This is a genomic window from Sphingobacterium sp. WOUb80, from assembly GCF_050058145.1.
Lineage (GTDB): Bacteria > Bacteroidota > Bacteroidia > Sphingobacteriales > Sphingobacteriaceae > Sphingobacterium.
The window spans coordinates 3,263,816-3,285,465 of the sequence record NZ_CP165617.1; the positions used below are offsets into that span (position 1 = coordinate 3,263,816).

The following is a 21,650-nucleotide window of genomic DNA, read 5'->3' on the forward strand; positions in this document are numbered from 1 at the left end:
TTAAGTACCGGATTTGTCCCAACCTTTATTCTGTTCGAGCTTAGGATTTAACTGTAGTTCTTGTGTCGGGATTGGATAGTAGTAATCTTTTTCCTCTGTCCATTTTTTAAGGATGTCCGGCAAATTGACAATACGGCCACCATTTTTTCCGTTTTCCAAGACAAGTTCACCTAGTTTTTGATATTGAACACCAGTTTTTTTGGTCGGCGCAGCGCCCTCGTAAATAACAAGATCCAATTTTCCATCTTGATCCAAATCGTATTCACCTGCTCCAGGAAAATACATACCATAAAATGGTTTGGCAACTTTCGCTCCTTCTTTCCAGCGTAACAGGTCATTGTAGCGTAGTCCTTCTTTTACAAGCTCGATACGGCGTTCTCGGCGGATTTCCAAGATTGCCCCTGTTAGGCCACTCTTGCTTACATTGGGATAAGCAGCCAACAGATAGGGATCAGCTTTGGAATTGGCATCAGCCAACACCAAATTAGGCATATTGACGCGATCCCGAAGCAACTTAATGGACCTGTCAATATCATTCTGATTGATCGTACCCAACTCGGCCTTCGCTTCGGCATAGTTAAGCAATACTTCTGCATAACGGATAATGGGCATATCATTGGTGCTCTGCCCAGCATCAAAGGCCGGAGAAAGAATATACTTAATATATTGATAACCTGTCACTGATGTAGCAAAATCAGGAACTGATGTCGTATTAGCACCGATACGTTTGTAGCCCGGTGTGCGAATCGTTTGCGATAGCCGCGGGTCGCGGTCCTGCGTTTCTTCGTAAAACGATAGTTTATCAAAGTTAGGCTTGTCGGTAAATCGGCTTCCATCTTTCATCAAATAATTATTCACAAGTTCTTTAACCATCCCTGGACGGCCGTAGGAAGCGGACAAAATATAGAAATTCGCGGAATGTACAAAAGGAACAGATGCGCTATACTGCCGCGCCAAAATCATTTCCGCAGGATTGGCATCTTCGGCAATAAACAGTTCCTGATAGGCCTTACTTGGGTCGCTTTTAAAAATACTGTAGGTATTGGACTTCATCAATTCGTCGGCGGCAGCCACACTTTGCTGAAGAATCTCTTCCCAATCACCCAAACCATGGTATTTACGAAATGTCCCCTCGAATAAACACATACGGGATTTAAAAGCCAAAGCGGTCCATTTGCTGATCAATTGAGCACTTTTGGTTGTACTACAATTGGCGACAGCGAAATCCAAATCTTCAAGTATTTTAGCGAAAACAACTTTACGTGAATCTCTAGGTTTGAACATCGCAGGATCATCCAGCTGATTTACTTGATCATACCATGGTACATCACCAAAGCGCACGATCTTGTCATAATAGAAATATGCACGAAAAAATCGAGCAATACCATCATACTGCAGGCGTGCTGCTTCATCTGCACATTTGTACGAATTTTCAAGATAGAAATTTATACGGCGAAGGGATGTCCACGTCCATCCTCCTCCACTTGCTGGAGTGGTGCGCGTTCCCTGAAACTCAGAAGCTAGCGTATTACGTGCTTCGTCATCGCCCTGCCCCGGTGTATTGTAATGTATGGCGAGCGCGTCAGGAAGATCTGCATAAAAGGCATTGGTAAAGGTCTGCAACTCGGACGCGGTCCGAAAATAGTTTTCAGGGGCCAGCTCGGCTATGGGATATCGCTCCAGATAATCGTTATTGCAAGAACTAACTGCAAGTCCAATAATCAGTGTAAAAATATTAAGGTTTCTTTTCATGATGTTTTCAATTTAAATAATCGTCATGTATAAATTAAAACGATAGCTGAGCTCCAAAAGAATAAACGCGACCTACAGGATAACTCCTACCGGTATTATCGCTCATCACTTGTTCGGGATCAATATAATTGGTCTTCAACTTCGTCCAGGTATGTAGGTTTTCTCCACTGAAGAATAAACGAAGTTTATTGATCTTTGCCTTTTGGGTAAGTGTCACAGGAAATGTATAGCCCACAGTCAGATTACGGAGCTTTAGGTAGGCTATATCTTGCATATACATATCATTGGCGACAGAAAGTTCTGAATTTTGTGCTGTGTAGCCGCGTAAAAAAGGAAAATAAGCATCTGGATTTTCTGGCGACCATATCTTATCCTGAAAATTAGACGGAATGAATGAATCGTATGGTCTGGCATACACGGACCAAAAAGCTTGTGCCTCAAGATTAGGATACCAATTTTGCTTCCCTATCCCCTGAAAAAAGGCAGAAAGGTCAATGCCATTCCAATTTGCTCCTAGGTTTAACCCATAGGAATAACGAGGTTGATCGTTTCCGATAACGGTACGATCGCCGGGATTGGATAGCGTATTATCGCCAGCATCAATAATACCATCACCATTAAGATCCAAGATTTTGATATCTCCTGCCTGAAGCATACGCAAGTCTGCTGTGGGAGCCTGCACACGACGCCTATTGATCTGATCTTGATTGACATGTTTTGCATACTCCTGTGCTTCTTCGGTTGTCTTGAAAAATCCTTGATAATGATACCCCCATATTTCGCCCAATTTTTGTCCTGTATAATAATTGCTCAACAGCCCTGCATCGTTGGCAAACTTGGTAATTTCAGCTTGATAATCAGACAGCATTGCTCTTACGGAATAATTAAAAGGTTTTCCGCCTACATCGAAATGGTCCTTCCATAGAAGAGAGAGTTCAAAGCCTTTGGTCTTGAGGTCAGCTGCATTCTCCTTTGGTTCAGATGCACCAAATACCGCCGGCTGGGTTTTGCCTTTACTCAGCATACCCTTGGTCTGCCGGACATAAAAATCAGATTGAAAATCGAGCTTATTATTAAGTAAACTAAAATCAAAGCCAATGTTGCTGGTGGTAATTTTTTCCCAAGTCAATGTGGGTGCCACCGGAGCGGGGCTATTGGCAACATTTAACTTCTGACCATTGACTAGATAGGAGATTTGACCTGTACTCATTGATGAAATATAAGCATAGGTATCCACCTCTTGATTACCAAGAGATCCATACGAATACCTGATCTTCAGGTTATTGATCTTATTTTTCAGTGGAGCGAAGAACTTCTCCTCGCTGATACGCCAGCCCGTAGAAAAGGATGGAAAGAATCCAAAACGGCTATGCTTTGGAAAACGTGAGGTACCATCGTATCGACCACTAACCTCCAGCAAATATTTGCCTTTATAATCGTAATTGGCACGATAGAACCCTCCACGTACTGCCCACTCATCGCCACCTGCCTCAAACTGCTTCTCCCCGATCACCAAATCAAGATCATTTAAATTCTCAGACAATAGATCCTGACCAATTCCTCCAATACGCTTATAAAAACGATCTTCTTGATTAAAGCCGCCCATCACAGTAAGGTGGTGATCGCCAAAGTCCTTTTGGTAAGTAGCAAAAACATTGATAAAATGCCAAGCATATTTACTCATATTTTCGCGAAGTTTATCTTGATTCAAAGCTCCAAGTGAAGACAATTCGAGCTGTCCCGGATATTTCGAATAATACTGTTTCGTCTGTCGGTAGGAATAGTCAGAACGATATTCACGATAAGAATAGTTTCCAGTTAGCGATAGACCTTTTCCCAATTTCAAAACCGCTTCTGTCATATTGGTAAATTCTGTACCTCGCGTATAACCACGCATTGTGCCACTTTCGAGCGCATTGTGGAGGCCGTACCCAATAGGATAGCTATTGATACCGGAATACCCCGTAAGTGTGCCATCCGGATTTCGCGGCACGTACATCGCATGATAATGGTAGGTCGGACTATTGCTCACATTGTTGGCAACTGTGCTAAAATTATTTTCCAGTCCGGCCCAATCATAGCTGGATTTAAAAAAATGGGTACTATTGCTGATGGTCAGCCAGCTCCGGATATCTGACGCGATATTTGCACGTAAATTGTAACGACCAAATTTATCAGGATCAATATTGAATATCCCCTGTTCACTCGCTTTGGAACCCGATATCGCATACCGTGTATTGCCAGAAGATCCGGAAAAAGAAAGATTATGTTCGTTTTTTGGTCTTGTCTTTTTGTACAAATAATTAAACCAATCGAAGTTGGCATAGTAACGATATATGTCATTGCCACTTGCGTCTTTCTTAACCACAACCCAGGGTCTATCCGGATTTTCAGTCTTATCGTTGACACGTGCAAGTAATTCTTCATAATCTTCGTCGGTATAACGCGTGGTCCGATACCCTAATGCATTGTACATGGCGTCATCGTTGATCTTCGCATTCCAATAACCACTGGTTATAAAATCAGTATTTGTGGCATGGGTAGTGAAACCAATATTATTATTATATTCAATGGAGGTCTTTCCATTTTTACCTCCCTTTTTTGTTGTGACCAAAACAACACCGAAGGCACCACGCGCTCCATAAACAGCCGCTGCGGAAGCATCTTTGAGCACCGTTACAGACTCTACATCATTGGGATTGATACGATCTAAGGTGCCTAGAATACCATCAATCAGAATCAATGGACCACCGCCGTTAATGGACGTATTTCCACGCACATTGACCGAACCACTTGTACCGGGTTTTCCTGATCCAAAGACAATGTTGAGATTAGGAATATTGCCCTGCAATGCTTGGGTAAGCTGTGTGACAGGACGATCTTCAAACTCCTTACCCGATATTTGGCTAACCGCCCCGGTTAGGTTAACTTTTTTTTGTTCACCATAACCGACTACAACGACCTCATCCATGGCAGTAATAGCCATATCGAGGCTAACTTGAATCTCATTTTGTCCACTTACATTTACCTCCTTGGACTGATAGCCTAGCATTGAACATACAAGCTGATCATTATTTGTTTTAAGGCGGATCTCAAATCTACCATTGTCGTCGGTAGTTGTTCTATTATCCGTTCCTTTCTCCGTTATAATAACATTGCTAATTGGATTGCCCTTTGAATCTACCACCATTCCCCCTATACGGCGCTGTTGAAGCACAAGTGTATTATTGAGACTCGGAATATATCGATTCCAGGAGGTTGCTGTCGCTGTAGAAGCTGGTTTGCTTAATACAACATTGTTGTCCATGATCTTATAGACAATCTGATAGTTTGCGAGCACATCCTTCAATGCGTATTCGAAAGGTACATTTTTGTAATCGACATCGATACGTTTAGCATTGCTTAACAGAGTGGCTTTATACAGAATATTGTAACCGCTCTGCTCTTCTAAAACCTTTAATATGGTTTCGAGTTTAGCATTTTTCTTTTGGAAGTTGACTCCTTGCCCAAATGTAATTGCACTCAACTGGAGGTTAGAGGCCAGCAACAAGGGAATCGCTAATGACATTTTCATAGCAAATTCTTTTTTGGCGGAGATCCTACTTTTAGGCAAAGGATCTCCATACCGTTTTTTTTTGTACTTTTGCATACGGTTGTAATGGTTTTAAGTCTATTAAATCTTTTTCAGCCTGGTCTTTTCGAAGACAAATTCAGGGGCGGTCGTAACGCTCCTGAACTCTTCTTAATTGGTTATCTTTTCACATAAATTTTCCTCCCTTTTAATTCAAAATGAATATCTCCGACTAGTTCGATCGTCCGGAGTAGTTTGTCAATATTATCATATCTTGACACCGTGCCCGAGAAAGCAAAATTTTCGGGACGATAATCAAAGTAGGCTTCCACATCATACCATCGACAAATAATGTCCATAACTTCGTCAATAGGTGTATTATAAAAAGCAAATTTTCCTTCTTTCCAGGCAATGAAATAGCGCGGGTCTACAGTCGTCTTTAGAAACTTTTTGCTCGTAAATTGAAACACGGCTTGCTCAGCAGGACTTAAGTATAGGTTGTCCTGTGGGCTATCTTGAACATTTAATTTCACGCTGCCTTCCACCAAAGTTGTCACAATCGATTTGCCATAGTTTTGAAGGTTAAATGCTGTACCTAAAACTTCCAATTTCTGATTTCCCGCATGAACAATAAAGGGCACTCGTCTTCCTTGGTAGACCTGTTTAGAAACCTCAAAATAAGCTTCACCCTGCAATTGTACTTTTCTTTCATCGCCATTAAAACTAATTGGATAACGTAGTGTAGTAGCCGCATTCAGCCAAATCTTTGTACCATCCGCCAACAGTAATTTATATTCTCCACCTCGTGGCGTAACGATTGTATTGTATGCTGTCTTCTGATTGCCAGTTTCTGTGTTTTTCAGGCGATAGGATATGATACCTTTGTCCGATTTGATAATTTCAAATGCACCATTATCTATGATCGTATCCAATTTCAATTTTTCGAGATCTATATGCTCGCCACTTTCTAAAATTATCTCGGCTTTTTGGGATCCGGGAACTACCGTCTGTAGATTGTTGGTTATTGACCGGTCATCCGGTCTATTTTCTTGCATAAAGAAGAAGATCGAGGCGGATATACCTACTAGCAACAATATAGCTGCGATACTGACATTTTGTAGAATGTGAATTGATGATTTCTTTGTTGTTGGGCTAGAAACAACTTGATCTTTTATTCTCTTATCTTGAATGATTATCTTAAAAAGATTATCATGCGCAACTTGATTGTCTGGAGACGGCTCTATCTCTCCTTCATCCATAAGCTGTTGCCACGCTTTTAAAAAATCTGGATCATTGAGATAATTCGCAAAATTTTGCTTTGCACGCTCGTCTAATGTTTTTGCCAAAAATTGGCTGATAATAATTTTATATGCTTCTACTTTGGACATCCTTATCTAGTGTACTCTATAATATTATTCGTACAACTAGGATCAATGAACTAGTCAAAAGATATTTTTTATTAAAAAAAGGATTAAAAGTAAGCTATCAAGTTTCAAACGTACAAACTGGCACGCTGCTACAAGATGGTTACGGACGGTATTTTTGGAAATACCAATTTCTTCGGAAATTTCTGCATAGCTCATTTCCTCTATTTTGCTCTTATAAAAAACAAGTTTTTGCTGTGGTGGTAAGCAGGATACAATCGTCTTGAGTACTTTATCTAAATCTTTATGAGCGATCGTCCGCTCTAATTCATCACTCAATTCATCCCATTCTGCCAATTGTGATACTTGATATTTTTGTCTAGACAGCTCTTTTCGAAACAAAGTGATGGCCGTTCGTTTTGCTACTAAAAATAAAAATGGAAAGATAGCTTCCGCAGAGGGGATTGAATTACGTTTTAGAAAAAGTTGTACAAAAATCTCTTGCATAATCTCCTCCACGTCTAAGTCGGACGAACATACACGACGTACCTTGTGATACATCAAAGGCCTATAAAAATCAAAAATCTTTTTAAAAACCTTTTCGTCTCCCAATTTAAAGCGATTAAACTCATCAAGACTCAATGGAACTGCATTTAAATCCATGGTTATATTTTCCCTAGGTTACACTTGGTCTAAGCAACAAAACTCATATTAAATCTATATAAATGCAAGGTTATTTCAAAATGAAATGTGAGGATCCGAAATTTCAGTCGGTAGATGGCATAAATCCGCAAAACGAATTGCATTTATTCGCCCTGTTGTACAGCACTAAGCTCTTTAACTTTTGCTTCAATGAGCTTATTATAATTTTCCAGTTGTGACTGGTATTGATTTGTATCCTCGGATATTGTTTTGTAAAGTAATTCATAGCTCTTAATTCTCAATTCACAATATTCTTTTAAAAGCTTGTTTCTAGTTCTGATTTCAACAGGTAACTCCAAGTCATTAAAACTCTCAAGAAGCTTTATGTTTTCGTTCCAATAATGAATCCCTTTGTCTTTAATGCCGTAAAGTATCTTATCGTTAGGTGTATTCGATGGCAAATTAAACACGTCCAATGCCATTTCTTCCATGGAAACAAAGTCTTTGATTTTCGAATCATATATTCCAATATCATTCGGTAGTTTTTTGTAAACAACAAAAGAAAAAACAAGAATCACAATTGATAACAAACCAATTGTTCCAAATTTCAATCTCTTTTCTTCAGGCTTTCTTAAGCTTGGAATGAACGCATAACCGATAACAAGGCCACCTATTAATCCCCCAATATGAGCGGCATTGTCTATGCCCTCTTTGACTCCATTGACTAAATTATAACCGACGAAAATCACAATACTCATCAATAACGCCTTTCGTGCTGTTTTCTCGATGAGATTAGTTGTTAGCATGGCAAGAAAAACGCCGTACATTCCAAATATAGCACCCGAAGCACCAGCACTAATAGTGAGGTCGTTCCACCACAAACTTGCTATACTTGCGGTAATTCCTGTGAGTAGATAAGCGAGAATAAACCGTGTCCTCCCCAGATGTGGTTCCAATAATACACCGATATAAAGAAGAGCATACATATTCATTAAAAGATGGAAAATCCCGATATGCAAAAAGCAGTTTGCTATAAGCCGCCACCATTCACCATCTAATGTCATAGGCTTAAAATTTGCCCCCCAATTTAATAGGCTTTCACTCGTTGGCTGCAGGATATTTACACCGCTCATTGCCATTAAAATGAAAATTAAAACATTGATATCTAAAAGGATTGGCGTAACAAAAAATCCTTGAGTTGGCTTGAAAATAGAGAAAAAACCGCTAATTTCCTCTTTTGTAGTTCCCCGATGTAACTTTAATAAATCATCTTCCGGCGAGACAAGCGGATCGTTTAGTGCTAGATATTTAACATTGAGCTCTTCTTTTGTTAACGTGGGTTTTAATGCTTCGAAAGTAGAAATAAAATTGGCAATGTTTTTCTTATTCCGCCCCCAATCCATCAGCTCACTCCCAATGGACGCACTCCGAATGGTTGCAATCCCGTCTTCTATTTTAATTTTGATTTCCGCATCTGTAGAAAACATGCCGTTATCTGTGTATCCAATAAGTCCGTTGTCACTTAAGTAACTAATCTGCCAACCTACTTTTCTTGCTGATTCGTTTGCAAGAACAAGGAATTGCTGTTGTGTCAAGTCATTAAGTGGAAAGTCTTCAACGTGCTTAGGTGTAAATCCGAATGCCATATCTATTATTCTTTACATATTGTATTATAATCAGTTACAGAGAAACAATACATCAACGACAGCGTTAGATAAATTAAATAAAGGTTAAATTGAGCGAGAACCCGACGCATATGTTTCCACTGCAGCTAACTTAGCAAAAAAAACAGTTACTTTCACTTCATATATCCGCTACATCTATAGTTATGCTTCCGCACAGTATGGGACTTTATTTGTTATGTATGCTCCTGTATTAATAATTTATGATATAATAATCCAATAAAGTATCTTTGTAGACATGTTAACCCTTTTATGAAAGAATCATATATCCTTTGGCTTGTATCATTGTGTTTTCTTGTTTCCTGTAAAAAAGTCGAAAAAGTTGTTGAAACAATCCCTGACACCAATCCCATTCGTATTGAAACATTGATTAATGGCAATGCAGATGAGTCAAAAATCACATTTTCCGGTCGCATATTATATCTAAATGATGAAAGCATCATTGATCATGGATTTGTTGTTGAATGCCAAAAATATTACGATACAAGCATAAAAGAATTGGTTTATTCCCTAGGATCAATGGCCAAAACTGGAATGATTACACATACCATCCAAACTCCAAAAGAAATCCTGAATTCGAACTCGGTTAAATATTACTATTATATCAAGACGGATAAGGGTATTTATAAAGGGGAAACGACAAGTCTCCTATTTTATTGGCCTGACATTGAATATAGAGATGATATTATTGCCTATGCCAATGATAAAATTACCATCACCGGAAATTTTGAAAAAGTAAAGGATAATTACACTTTGAATATTAATGACGATAACAATAGACAGGAAATTCCATTTACACTGGGCAAAGACCTCAAAACCCTGGTCTTTCAGTTACCTGCTAATCTGACGCATGGCAGCCGCCTGAGTTTTATCCTCCAGAATAAAGCATATCCAACTGGACTATATAGTAGCTCGTTGTTAGCAACCGTAAAGGTCGTAGGCAAACTAAATGAACCGACCAACTACAATTTTATGTACAACGATAAAATTATGTTAACAGGTCCGGGATTGGGCGGGGCTCTGAAAGAACCTTTCTATATTCTTTTCGGCGACCGGTCCTTCCCCTATGAATCCGAAATGAATTTGATAAATTTAACCTACGGACAGCCGGCAGACAAGTATACAATAGGATATTTTAATGGAAAAGATACTGTTTTTTTTAAGCAAAAAATCCAAATTAAACAGCCTCTCCCCAATGCATTATATTTTAATGATACTGAATTCCACCCCGGCGGTACAGGAACTTTCTCAGGTGTAGATTTCTCAGCATTCGGACAACAAGATCTCTCGACTTATAAGGTAGGCAACAAAAGTGCATACGTCAGTTTGAATTGGACCGGAATACATAAACTTACTATTGGAGATCTACCGGAAGGTGAGTATACGCTTTCCGCAAGCAGTCCGTTTTTTAAATTTACGAGCGAGGCAAAATTAAGGGTCAAAAAACTGCAAGTAACGGGTATCGATCAAAATAAAGGCTACTATGGTAACCTATTCAGGATCAATGGCAATTTCAAGGCAAACGCCTCCTATCAGGTTAGATTGGGGAATCAAGATGCGTCCACTGTTTCGGTACAAAATGGCCAGCTGACTATTGCTATACCTCCGATTGCCGCCGGAATTTATCCAATTTCAGTAGGCTATCATGGAAGTGGTGGTACAGAATATATGGACAAAACGAAGCTGAACCTCGAGGTTTTAGCTCCGGTCTTTTCGGATTTCTACCCGAAAAAAGGAAAAGCCGGAGACCAGATCACCATTGTGGGAAAGGGGATTTATTATGGTATGATCTATTTTGGAGGCAGAGTAGTATGGCGTGAATCGGGTGAAGAGGAAATCAAATTTACCATCCCCCGAGATATTTCTTACAAGGGAAAAATAGAAATCAATCTTCTTTTTGGCGATAAATGGGTAAAAGGTAAGGAAACTTTTGAATTAATTTAAGATTTTAACAGTGATATGCTACGCTATATAAAACAGCTCAATATATTATTTTTTGTCATGGTGTCCAGTCTCACACTGCTCACTGTGGCGTGCAAGAAAGTTCAGGAGATAGAATATGTGTATTCTGCCGAAGAAAAAATAGTTGTCCGGACAGGACATACGGAGGAACTGAGCAAAAAAAGCGTCACCTTATTCGGTCAAATAGATTCGATAGCGGACCAAAAGATAATAAGTTATGGCTTTATTATAAAAACTATCGATCAATACGCTATAGAACGGAAAGAACAGGAGATCGAAGTGGGTAAAAATACAGTAGGTCCAACGATCAAATATACGTATCAACCAAATGAGCCCTTTGATCTAGATCTCAAATATACCTACAGCTTGTATGTAAGGACTGAAAAAGGATACTATAGGGGTGAATTTAACTCCTTTCAGATCGGTGGCTTTTTGATCGACCCTGTCAAAATGATAAAAGCAAAACCCGGTGAAGAAATTGTAGTTCAAGGCGATTTTAAGTTGATAGATCAAAATTACAAATTCTTCTCTTACTTCGCTGATGCGGTATCAAACGCTAGCCAGAGCCTAGAAATACCCTACACCATAGCACCAGATAAAAAGTCTATCCGTTTTCAGGTACCGAAAACGAACGGATTATATCATGGGCAGGACATCAGCTTTTCATTTAAACGCAGGGAGTATCCTTATGGCGATTTTTACTACAATATTGCTCAGGTAAAAATTCTGGGACAGCTACTTCCTCTGGTTAAAACAAATTTTAAACCAATCGAAGTAATGGACATCTTGGGGCTCAACCTCCCCGATTTCCGTCATCCGAGCAGTGATTTTAAAATTATATTGGGTGATCTACAGATTCCATTCACAAGTCAGCTACAATTTAATCAAATAGAAAATCTAAAAGGCAACCGTTTCAAGTTCGGCTATACCAATGGTGTGGAAACGGTGATCTTTAAAGAGGAAATCTTATTTTATGTTCCGGATTTAGCGAAGATTAGTATTGAACAATCTTTTGTTCATCCCGGAGCGAAATGTATAATCCAATGGCCTGAATTTTGGGATTTCCAATCGGGGATGTACTTTGATTATACTTTTGGAAACCTACCAGTGGAACCTCGACAAACCGGAAATGAATCCCTTATTTTCGAAGTCGGCGATTTAAAAGAAGGCAGCTATTCGTTCCAGATCAAAGACAGATTTTATGACATCAGTCTCCCCCAAAAGATTGTGGTCAAGAACTTCGATTGGGTGTCAAGTGATAAAACTAACGCCTATGAAGGAGATCGGATTACGCTTTATGGAAATTTCTCAAAAGGGAATATATACAGCCTACAGGGTAGCAATAATATCTATTGGGATGCTGTATGTGATAAGGATGGAGAAGCATACTTTACATGGTTTCTGTCGAACTTTGGATCCAATAAGATCAGTATAGGCTATCAGAATTCTGCGGGGGTGTATTCTTTCAGCGACAAAAAACTAGCAATCAATCCAATGGGAATCACTCTGGAGAGTTTTGCTCCCTCCAGTGGCCTACCGGGATCGTTGATCCATGTCAAAGGTAAGAGCATAAAATATGCACAAAAAATCCGTTTCGGTGATTATGAAATTGTACCCATACCGGTCAGTGCTGATGAAATCATGTTTACCGCTCCAATGATGTCCAGTAAAGGAAAATTTAGAATATCAGCCGATGCTGCAAACAAAATCTATCAATCAGACTCTTATTTTGAGCTCTTGTAAGTTTTATAGAATTGAGAAAATATCATAATCGTGAAGAATAGACTGATCGGGGCAAAAAATTTAAGCCCAAACATCATTGCCTAGTGGAATATGCTCGATATCGTCATTATCAATAGATAGAGAGCTTTTGCTTTATTGCTCATTCCAAATTCTATAAAATTCTTCCTTGGTTATAAAGTCTTTATCTTCCAAATCAAGTTCATCCAACGATTGGTCGTATAAATTGGAAGTGTTTTCTCCGGGATTTTCTAAGGACAAAAAGGCCCTGCCTTCGGGCGTAATTTCAACCTGCGCTATGGCTTCTCCATTTTGAAAATGTAGATAAAACAATATATCTTCCTCATCCCAATATTTTTTTACAAATACTTCTTTCATCTTACTTGAATATTGAAGATACGTGATTGACAATTCTTCCCTCTAAAGGTATTAAATTGGTTCCCAGAACTAAAATTTTCAATCACAAACTCGATTGTCAAAACTATGAAGATTTCCTAAACTATCTGTATAAAATTTTAGTGAAGCAGGAGTAGCATCATAAACTGTACTATTAGTGAAAATATAATCCGACATTAATTACAGCTCATACTCATGTTAATATCTTAAGTAATCAAATCACTTCCTGAAAAGGATTTGGAAGAGGGGATCAGGGCATTGGAAGATGTTATTATAGACTATTGTCACTAAAAACAAGTTAAAGGCAAATTCAATAGCAAAATATTTTATGTATTACATAAGTTTCAATACCTTAGCAATATATTAGTGTCCTTTTGAAATCTACCGCAATCCTGGTAATTAAATTTTTGGAATAAATAGCTTTACTTATCAAGAGAGATAAAGCATTTTGCATAAACCCTGAATTCAACTATAGAATGGTTTAAAGACAAAATTCCTTGTTTTATTATATTATGAAATTGGAACTGGAAAAATATAATGAATGTAGTGACGAGCAGCTCTTCGGGCTTATAAAGTTTAACGACACACATGCGTATAAAGTACTATATAATCGTTTGTTTTATGTACTATTTGTGCACGCTTTGCATAAACTGTCATCCAAAGAAGATGCGCAAGATCTCACGCAGGATCTTTTTATGAACCTATGGAATAAACGTACGCAAATCATTATCGAAGGAAAAGTCATCAATTTTCTTTTCGTATCCCTTAGAAATAGTATTATCAACTATTATATAAAAACTAAAAAACAAAATGAACGTCAGGAGCTCTATCATTATTTTAAAGCTCATTTTGAAGCAACAACTGACCGAACAATTCATAAAAACGAACTTGAAAAAATCATTCAGAATGAAATAGATGCTCTTCCGCTAAAGATGAAACAGATCTATTTGCTCAGCAGACATCAGGAACTCTCCCATAAGGAAATTGCCGACCTGATGTCCATATCCGAATTAACGGTCAAAAAGCAGGTGGCCAATGCTCTCAAAATACTTAAGAAAAAAATTAATTACGTACTTTTTACTTTTTTTTAAATTTCGTCTACTCCCTTCGGTCATCAGCCTTGTCCTGTTTATAAAAGCCCATTTAGACTGCAATGACAGAAAAAGAAATTACAGACCTTTTAAAACGATATACGGATCAAAAATGCACGCAAGATGAAATAATTCTTGTCGAATCTTGGTATAATTCACTGGAGTATAAACATCCGCTCCAAGTAAATGAATTCGAGGAAATCAAGCTTCAGACCTGGCATTCACTCAATACTGAACCTCTAAAAAAGAGGAGCTTTTATCAATATGCAGCGGTGTTAATCGGCCTCTTGCTTCTGTCTACTGCTTCTTACATGATTATCCTACAGTATAAAAAAGACATTTCCCATACACCAACCACAATTCAGACCGTGGGATATGGAGCGACATTATTTTTGGGTTCGAAAGATTCGATTAATCTGAGTGCGCTACACATTGGAGAAACAATAAATACGAACGGCATCAACGTAAAAAAACTTGATAATGGAATGATTTCATATGAAGTTCAATCCGATATTAAAAACACGGGTGAATTAAACAAATTGATTGTCCCCCGGGGAAGTCAATTTAAAATAAAGCTCGCTGATAGCTCGCTGGTCGTTGTCAATTCTGAATCCGAACTTGAATTTCCGTCTCAATTTGCAGGAAGTGAACGTAGGATAAAAATGGTTGGCGAAGGATATTTTGAAATTACCAAAAATAAATATAAGCCTTTTATCGTATCATCCAAAGAGCAAGAGGTCACTGTACTGGGGACTAAGTTTAACATACAAGCCTATCGTCATGAAAAAAATATAACCACTTCCCTTCTGGAAGGAAAAGTCCGGATCTCGACACCTACAGGACAGGTGATTCTTCTCCCCGGCGATCAAGCGCTCTATAACGGTCAACACATGCTCGTCTCCAAGGCCAAAACCACATCCGTCACCTCATGGAAAGAAGACATCTTTGTATTCGATAGTGAGCCGCTGGGCAAAATCATGCAACAATTGTCCAGATGGTACAATGTCGATGTTAGATTCGAAACGAAAGAAACTGCCAAAATAAGCTTTACCGGAAGAATATCGAAATATCAAACGATCGATCAGGCCCTACATCTACTTGAAATGACTGGAAAAGTCAAATTTAGGATTGACAACCAAACAATCCATGTAAAAGCGAACTAACTTAACACTAAATTTTATGAACATTAAGTATTTTAATCATGTAAGATTTTATCTTACATTGTTACTCCTTACTGCTTTCTTTACGGACTTTTCTGTCGCTGCCCATGCGCAGAAAATCACCCTAAAGACACATGAAAGCAATCTAAAAACGGTGATCAAAAAGCTTGAGGATCAAATCTCCTTCCGCTTTTTGTACGCCGATGATATGTTAAAAAACACATCTCCTGTGACCTTATCCGTTAAAGATAAGAATCTCCGCGATGTACTGACAGATATTTTCCAGGCACAGCCCCTATCCTTCCAGATCGAAGATAAAACCATTATCATCAAGAACAAGATGCAGCAGTTGGGCTCTGTATCCGGAACGATCAGACGCATAGAAGACAATGCTCCCATGTCGGGAGTAACAATCAAAATAGTCGGAAAAGGACTTGATCTGCTCACGGTCTCTGACCCAAAAGGAAATTATACCTTTGCTGATATTCCTTACGGTACCTATCAGCTTTCCTATAGCTATATCGGCTATCTGACCACCGCATCCATGATCCATTTAAATGCCTTAAAATTAAATCAGGATATGACCATGCGTATCGCTGACGCCAGATTGGATCAGGTTGTTGTTATCGGATATGGAGCCAAACAACAAAAGGATCTGACGAGTTCAGTTTCTTCTATTAATCAGGAAAAATTAGCAGATTTTAGTAATAATGCGGCAACATTCGAGTCTATTTTGGGGGGCGCCGCAAAAGGTGTCATGGTGACACAAAACTCTGGCGCACCTGGTTCAACAGCCAAGCTCAATATCCGCGGCATTACTTCGCCCTTGTCGGGCAGTACCAATGAACCTTTATACGTGATCGATGGAGTGCCTTTTTTTATCGATGGATATTCTGATTTTCCAACGATCAACCCACTTTCAAATATACCAGTTTCGGAAATCGAAAGTATTGACATCCTAAAAGATGCTGCTGCAACTGCGATTTACGGATCTCGTGGGGCGAATGGCGTAATCATTGTCAAGACCAATCGCGGAAAGAAAAATAGACCATTTTCAATTTCCGCAGATTACACGCATTCTATCAACAACCCGACGCGCATGTACAAGCCGTTGTCTTTCGAACAATTTAAAGATGCGCAAAACACCATTATCCTAAATACAATAAATGGCATCAATGAGGGTAAAATTGACCCCTATGAAGCCTACTACAATCAAATACCGGCTATAGAACAAATGGCTTTTGTCAGCCCTTTAGCAGATGACGGATTTGGCACTCCATTACAATATCGCTATGATGGATTAAACAATGATGCCTTCGGACCGGGCAATACTGACTGGACAAAAGTAATTCGTAATAAAAATGCCCGTACTTCGCAATTTAACCTCTCTTTAAATGGAGGATCAGACAACAGCAATCTGGCGTTCAACTTTAATACATTCGATCAGGAAGGATTATATATCAACAATGGCCTCAAACGCTACAGCGGTCGTCTATCGTTCGATAGCAACATTACAGAGCGTCTGACTGCCGGAGCCTCATTATCTTATGCTTACAGCACACTAAAATATGGGCAGCAGTTGTACGCCGAAGGTAATACAAAACCTTGGCTGGTAAGACCTGATGTCGAGCCATACGATGCGAACGGTAACTTCAACCGCATTGATGGTTCGCTAATGTATGGCGCCCCTGTATTGTTATCAAGTCCTTTGGCTCAGCTCAGCAATCGCGGATTAAATAATATACACCAATTTTTGGGGGCAGCTTATGCCGAATATGAAGTGCTCAGGAATTTTAAATTGCGTGGTGACATCAGTATTGCCTCTTACAATGGTGGCGCCAGTATTTTTGCGCCGACCTACACACAGGACGACTTTACGGCTTTTGGCAGTAACCTATACGCGACATTGAATACAAATACATCCAATAACAGTAATACGAGTCTAAATTTCAGGGCGGATTATAATTGGAAAAAGAATGGTCATCAATTATATACGATGGCTGGCATCGGATTTGACCGCTCCAAGAATTCTGGCGATTCAAATAGCTACGAAGAATTTCCGGACAATGAAATTCTGACAGATCCGGGATCGGCTGCCAGAAATACATTTTTCACATATTACAGGGCCGATCAAGGGTTAAATTCCATTTACAGCAGATTAAGCTATAAATACAAAGATCGTTATCTGGCTGAAGCAAATTTCCGTACGGACGAATCTTCTAAATTTGGTCCTGGGAATAAACGAGCATATTTTCCGTCTTTATCCATTGGCTGGCGGATCAATAATGAACAATTTATGGCAACGGCAGACTGGATCAACGACCTGAAACTACGCCTGAGCTGGGGTAATACCGGCTCGACCAATATTAATAACTTCTTATATCGTCAATTTTTTGTACGTGGTTCCAATGACCTTTGGGGTGGCAAACCGGCGATTGTATTAGATCCGAATGTGCCTAACCGTGATGTCAAATGGGAAAAAACACGCGAATACAATACAGGATTGGATTTTGCGCTTTTTGACAATCGCTTTACAGGTAGTTTTGATCTATATGACCGCTACACGACTGGTGCATTAGCACCGGCACCGATAGCATTGGAAGCCGGTTCTAGCACCTATTCAGCTAATATCATCGATATGAGCAATAAAGGCTTTGAAATCGAATTGGGTTATGATCTTATCAAAAAGCAGGATTTCACCTGGAATCTATCATTTAATATTGCGCGCAACCGAAATAAAATCGAACATTTAAACGGTGCAAATATTAACGCTTACTCCTTAGATAGCTACATAGAGGGCTATCCTGCTGGTACTAGAAGGGGATATTTAGTCGAAAAAATCTTCGACTCGCAGGAGGAAATCGATGTCCTGAACAGTAATTCACCGACAGGGTATTACCAAAATATGGCTACAGGTACCGGCGATTATAAATATAAGGACCTTAATGGCGACGGTGTAGTCACTACCGATGACCGCGAAGTCATCGCGACTGCACAACCCAAATATTTCGGAGGTTTTTATAATCGTTTACATTATAAAAACTTCAATTTTTCTTTTGTTTTTCAATATTCCCAAGGAGCATCAGCCATAATGGAAGACTTTCAAACTAGCCTCTTTGGAATGTTAGGTCAGAGTCTACAGCAGGAAATTTACGGCGATATGTGGTCAGCGACCAACCCGGACGCCCATTTCGCCAAAATAACCTATTATGATCCGGCGTCCAACTCAAGAACTTCTGACCGTCTGGTATACGAGACATCTTTCCTGCGTCTTAAAAACATCAACTTAAGTTATACCCTACCAACCACACTAACGAAAAAATGGCGCGTCAATCAGGTATCGGTGTTTGCTTCGGCGTCCAATCTATGGACTCTGACTAAATGGCCAGGGTTAGATCCTGAATTTGTCGGAACATATATTACCACAAGTACATCCAGTAATGATGCCTATCCGATGCCAAAAACATTTTCTATGGGCATTAAAGCAGCATTTTAACATACAATCAACATGAAAATAAAATATTTGGGAATGTTACTGGCAGGATCATTGGGAATGAATTCCTGCTCTATGGTGGGTGGTATCGACGATATCAAACCTTACTATAAAATGGAAGAAGACAATGTCGTCTATAATCTGGAATCAGCAGAGTCTGTTTTGCGCGGTGTATACAAAAGCTGGCGAGCGTTTAACGTATCTTCTTTCCGCCTATACATGTCCATTCTTTCGGGTACCTCCGCAAGCAAAGGTGGTGGATTGACCGGAGGCCAGGAGTTTGTAACCAATAGTGTACAGGCCAATAATATAGCTCTCGTCAATATTTATCAGGGATCTTACCTGACAATTAACACAGCAAACAATTTGATTCAGCTGATGCAAAGAGGGGATGCAAAAGGTGCTCCCGAACAACGTGTCAGAGAAATCATCGCCGAATGTAAGATTCAGCGTGCACTTGCCCATTTTCAGCTCCTCCGTCATTTCGGTTATTTTTTTGATCTGTCTTCACCTTATGGAATTGTATTGAGAAATACACCTTTTACAGGGACGGAAACTTCAGCACGTGCAACCGTACAGGAAAGCTACGATTTCATACTGACGGATCTGAACGAAGCTATTGCCAATGCACCGCAAAATAATGAGCTCCATTATTATGTTACAAAAGCCACCGCCAAAGCCCTGAAAGCAAAAGTTCTCTTACATATGCGCAACTACAATGAAGCTGAAAGCCTTGCTAAGGAGGCTATTGATTTAGCTGAGGGCAATGGCTACCGACTGGAAGAGTCTTTTAGAAGCATCTTCGTCAATGGTTATAATTCTCCTGAGGCACTTTTCGCTACCTATACCGAAGGCGCTATGGAAAGTGCATCCGATCTGATTGCCCGTACCACTTATAGTGAATACACCAAACGTATGGCAGATATACTGGTGGCTGGTGATAACGATGGAAATCTTAATACCGGAGAAGGTTATGACCAACGTTTTTATTTGATGTTCAATCCAACACTCGCAGGGGCTCAGGGCAATGGAAAACATCCTTATTCGACCAATGGAACGGGAAAGCACAACACGCAAATGATACTACGTCTCGGTGAAATCTATTTTATCCATGCCGAAGCTGCTGTCCGAAACGGTCACTATGATATTGCGCGTCAAAGTTTTCAAACCATGGCCTCACGTGTTGGATATCCTGCAGATTATGTCAGTAAGATCAGTAACAACGCTCTCCTGACCGCTATCTTTCGACACAAGGTATTAGAATTATTTGCAGAAAATGGCGAAGACTGGTTTGATTTTGTCCGCTACTATCACGAAAAAAACATGGATTTAAATGCGATCAAAGCAACGATCAAATCGGACACCCAATTAGTATTGCCCCTTCCACAAACTGCATTGGCAGGGAATAATCAATTGCAACAGAATCCACTTTAAAAACCCTGTTTCTTTGCTGACTTGAATAAATCAGTGGGAACATACAACATTTAATTACATAAGAACAAAAGAAAATCAAAAAAAGATATAATCTAATGAAAAAACTATTTTTAACTCTTTCCTGCAGTGCACTTGTACTGATCACCTACGCCCAACAGACATATTCTTTGGCTGGAAAAATTAGGGGAGAAAAAGCGAATGGGCAAACTGTTAGTCTATGGGCCGACAATGAACAAAAGAAAATTGGCAGTGCGGTCATCAAAAATAATAGCTTTCAAATCAAAGGGGCCATACATGATCCCGAATTGGTAAGAATCACTATTGCGCCTACTGAAAACTCCGACAAAAAATTGTGGAAAGCAAGCCACTTCTACTTAGATAAGGGAAATGTTCAGCTGGCCGGCCATATCGATAGCCTTCCTTCCTATTATTATAACCCGAATTTGCCAAACCAAAAACCTATCATTGAAGGTTCTCAAGCGCAAAGCTTGGCGGATCAATTAAATCGAAGCATTACTGACCAAAAACAGGTGCTAAGTAAACTAGACAAGGCCTATATGCAGGAGTATCACCTTCCGGCAATCGATGGAAAATTTAATACAGATCGGGGAATTGCCATTCTTGAAAAAATGGCACCGTATAAGAAAACGGTTTTCGAAAAAAAATGGGCATTTATCACAAATAACCCAACAGCCCGGGTTGCTTTAGATGAAGCCTCCTATATGGTGATGGGCTATGGGGAAGAAAGTCTCTCCAAAATACAAATGGATGAACTCCTTCAGATCTTTGAACCATCTTGGCATGGAAAAAAAACATTTATTGATTTGCAGACTGCAATCACAAAAGCCAAAGCAACTGCGATTGGATCCAACATATTGGATGGCCCAATCTTAGATAAAGAAGGAAACAAGGTACAGTTAACCTCTGTATTTCCGAAAGACAAGAAATACATTCTACTTGAATTTTGGGCTTCATGGTGTGGTCCATGCAGAGGTGAAATTCCACATTTACGACATACCTATGCAACATGGAAAGACAAAGGTTTTGACATCGTAAGTATCTCTCTGGATGAGAAAGAAACGGACTGGAAAAAAGCAATGACCGAAGAAAATATGGTTTGGCACCAATACAATGCCCGAGAAGGTTTCAACAGTAAGATTGCCGAAAGTTACGATATCCAAGGCATTCCATACGCTTTGCTTATCGACTCAAATGGCACAATTATAAAACATGGTATGCGCGGAGCCAGTTTAGACCAAGCGTTGGAAGAATTAATGCGGTAATTAATTCGCCCTTCAAAATTATTAAATTATCATGCGGGCGAGTTTGTGGCCCGCATGATTTGCCCATATTTTCTGCCACC

Annotated in this window: 13 protein-coding genes; 7 read left to right on the forward strand and 6 right to left on the reverse strand. The window is 39.5% G+C overall.

Translation table 11 applies throughout. The features are described 5' to 3' along the window. The 5 genes from AB1Z56_RS13715 to AB1Z56_RS13735 form a co-directional block, all read right to left on the reverse strand. Positions 1–1,752: a RagB/SusD family nutrient uptake outer membrane protein gene (locus AB1Z56_RS13715; protein ID WP_426792370.1), complete on the reverse strand. Its 1,752-nt coding sequence runs from the start codon at positions 1,750–1,752 to the stop codon at positions 1–3. A gap of 34 nt (positions 1,753–1,786) precedes the next feature. After that, complete coding sequence (locus tag AB1Z56_RS13720) at positions 1,787–5,326, reverse strand: TonB-dependent receptor (protein WP_426792371.1); 3,540 nt, start codon at positions 5,324–5,326, stop codon at positions 1,787–1,789. Positions 5,327–5,502: 176 nt separating this feature from the next. After that, a complete protein-coding gene (locus AB1Z56_RS13725) occupies positions 5,503–6,711 on the reverse strand; it encodes a FecR family protein (RefSeq protein WP_426792372.1) in 1,209 nt (402 codons plus the stop codon). Between the two features lie 54 nt (positions 6,712–6,765). Then, entirely contained in the window at positions 6,766–7,350 is a 585-nt protein-coding gene (locus AB1Z56_RS13730) for an RNA polymerase sigma factor (protein ID WP_313264026.1), read from the reverse strand. A gap of 143 nt (positions 7,351–7,493) precedes the next feature. Then, positions 7,494–8,975: a rhomboid family intramembrane serine protease gene (locus AB1Z56_RS13735; RefSeq protein WP_426792373.1), complete on the reverse strand. Its 1,482-nt coding sequence runs from the start codon at positions 8,973–8,975 to the stop codon at positions 7,494–7,496. Positions 8,976–9,263: 288 nt separating this feature from the next. Between AB1Z56_RS13735 and AB1Z56_RS13740 the strand changes: the two genes are divergently transcribed. Together AB1Z56_RS13740 and AB1Z56_RS13745 are read left to right on the forward strand one after the other, a co-directional pair. Further along, positions 9,264–10,955, forward strand: coding sequence for an IPT/TIG domain-containing protein (locus tag AB1Z56_RS13740; RefSeq protein ID WP_309362707.1), 1,692 nt, complete (start codon positions 9,264–9,266; stop codon positions 10,953–10,955). 15 nt (positions 10,956–10,970) lie between these two features. Further along, the gene (locus tag AB1Z56_RS13745) at positions 10,971–12,716 is read left to right on the forward strand and encodes a hypothetical protein (protein WP_426792374.1); all 1,746 of its coding nucleotides are present in this window, start codon (positions 10,971–10,973) and stop codon (positions 12,714–12,716) included. 132 nt (positions 12,717–12,848) lie between these two features. Here AB1Z56_RS13745 and AB1Z56_RS13750 read toward each other — a convergent pair whose 3' ends face one another. Continuing rightward, on the reverse strand, positions 12,849–13,091 hold the full coding sequence (locus AB1Z56_RS13750) for a hypothetical protein (protein ID WP_426792375.1): 243 nt from the start codon (positions 13,089–13,091) through the stop codon (positions 12,849–12,851). Between the two features lie 530 nt (positions 13,092–13,621). Between AB1Z56_RS13750 and AB1Z56_RS13755 the strand changes: the two genes are divergently transcribed. From AB1Z56_RS13755 to AB1Z56_RS13775, 5 genes are all read left to right on the forward strand, one after another. Next, entirely contained in the window at positions 13,622–14,200 is a 579-nt protein-coding gene (locus tag AB1Z56_RS13755) for an RNA polymerase sigma factor (protein ID WP_309362704.1), read from the forward strand. A 62-nt stretch (positions 14,201–14,262) separates the two neighbouring features. Beyond that, positions 14,263–15,363, forward strand: coding sequence for a FecR family protein (locus AB1Z56_RS13760; RefSeq protein ID WP_309362703.1), 1,101 nt, complete (start codon positions 14,263–14,265; stop codon positions 15,361–15,363). Between the two features lie 16 nt (positions 15,364–15,379). Then, positions 15,380–18,856, forward strand: a complete 3,477-nt coding sequence (locus AB1Z56_RS13765) for a SusC/RagA family TonB-linked outer membrane protein (protein WP_426792376.1) — start codon at positions 15,380–15,382, stop codon at positions 18,854–18,856. Positions 18,857–18,868: 12 nt separating this feature from the next. Further along, positions 18,869–20,287 (forward strand): RagB/SusD family nutrient uptake outer membrane protein, encoded by a 1,419-nt coding sequence (locus tag AB1Z56_RS13770; RefSeq protein WP_426792377.1) that lies wholly within the window; start codon positions 18,869–18,871, stop codon positions 20,285–20,287. Between the two features lie 95 nt (positions 20,288–20,382). Further along, entirely contained in the window at positions 20,383–21,570 is a 1,188-nt protein-coding gene (locus AB1Z56_RS13775; RefSeq protein WP_426789373.1) for a thioredoxin-like domain-containing protein, read from the forward strand. The last annotated feature ends 80 nt before the right edge of the window (positions 21,571–21,650 follow it).

Bases quoted from the DNA above. Each gene is read 5' to 3' on its own strand.
- AB1Z56_RS13715 (WP_426792370.1), bottom strand. From the start codon at position 1,752: ATGAAAAGAAACCTTAATATTTTTACACTGATTATTGGACTTGCAGTT.
- AB1Z56_RS13720 (WP_426792371.1), bottom strand. From the start codon at position 5,326: ATGAAAATGTCATTAGCGATTCCCTTGTTGCTGGCCTCTAACCTCCAG.
- AB1Z56_RS13725 (WP_426792372.1), bottom strand. From the start codon at position 6,711: ATGTCCAAAGTAGAAGCATATAAAATTATTATCAGCCAATTTTTGGCA.
- AB1Z56_RS13730 (WP_313264026.1), bottom strand. From the start codon at position 7,350: ATGGATTTAAATGCAGTTCCATTGAGTCTTGATGAGTTTAATCGCTTT.
- AB1Z56_RS13735 (WP_426792373.1), bottom strand. From the start codon at position 8,975: ATGGCATTCGGATTTACACCTAAGCACGTTGAAGACTTTCCACTTAAT.
- AB1Z56_RS13740 (WP_309362707.1), top strand. From the start codon at position 9,264: ATGAAAGAATCATATATCCTTTGGCTTGTATCATTGTGTTTTCTTGTT.
- AB1Z56_RS13745 (WP_426792374.1), top strand. From the start codon at position 10,971: ATGCTACGCTATATAAAACAGCTCAATATATTATTTTTTGTCATGGTG.
- AB1Z56_RS13750 (WP_426792375.1), bottom strand. From the start codon at position 13,091: ATGAAAGAAGTATTTGTAAAAAAATATTGGGATGAGGAAGATATATTG.
- AB1Z56_RS13755 (WP_309362704.1), top strand. From the start codon at position 13,622: ATGAAATTGGAACTGGAAAAATATAATGAATGTAGTGACGAGCAGCTC.
- AB1Z56_RS13760 (WP_309362703.1), top strand. From the start codon at position 14,263: ATGACAGAAAAAGAAATTACAGACCTTTTAAAACGATATACGGATCAA.
- AB1Z56_RS13765 (WP_426792376.1), top strand. From the start codon at position 15,380: ATGAACATTAAGTATTTTAATCATGTAAGATTTTATCTTACATTGTTA.
- AB1Z56_RS13770 (WP_426792377.1), top strand. From the start codon at position 18,869: ATGAAAATAAAATATTTGGGAATGTTACTGGCAGGATCATTGGGAATG.
- AB1Z56_RS13775 (WP_426789373.1), top strand. From the start codon at position 20,383: ATGAAAAAACTATTTTTAACTCTTTCCTGCAGTGCACTTGTACTGATC.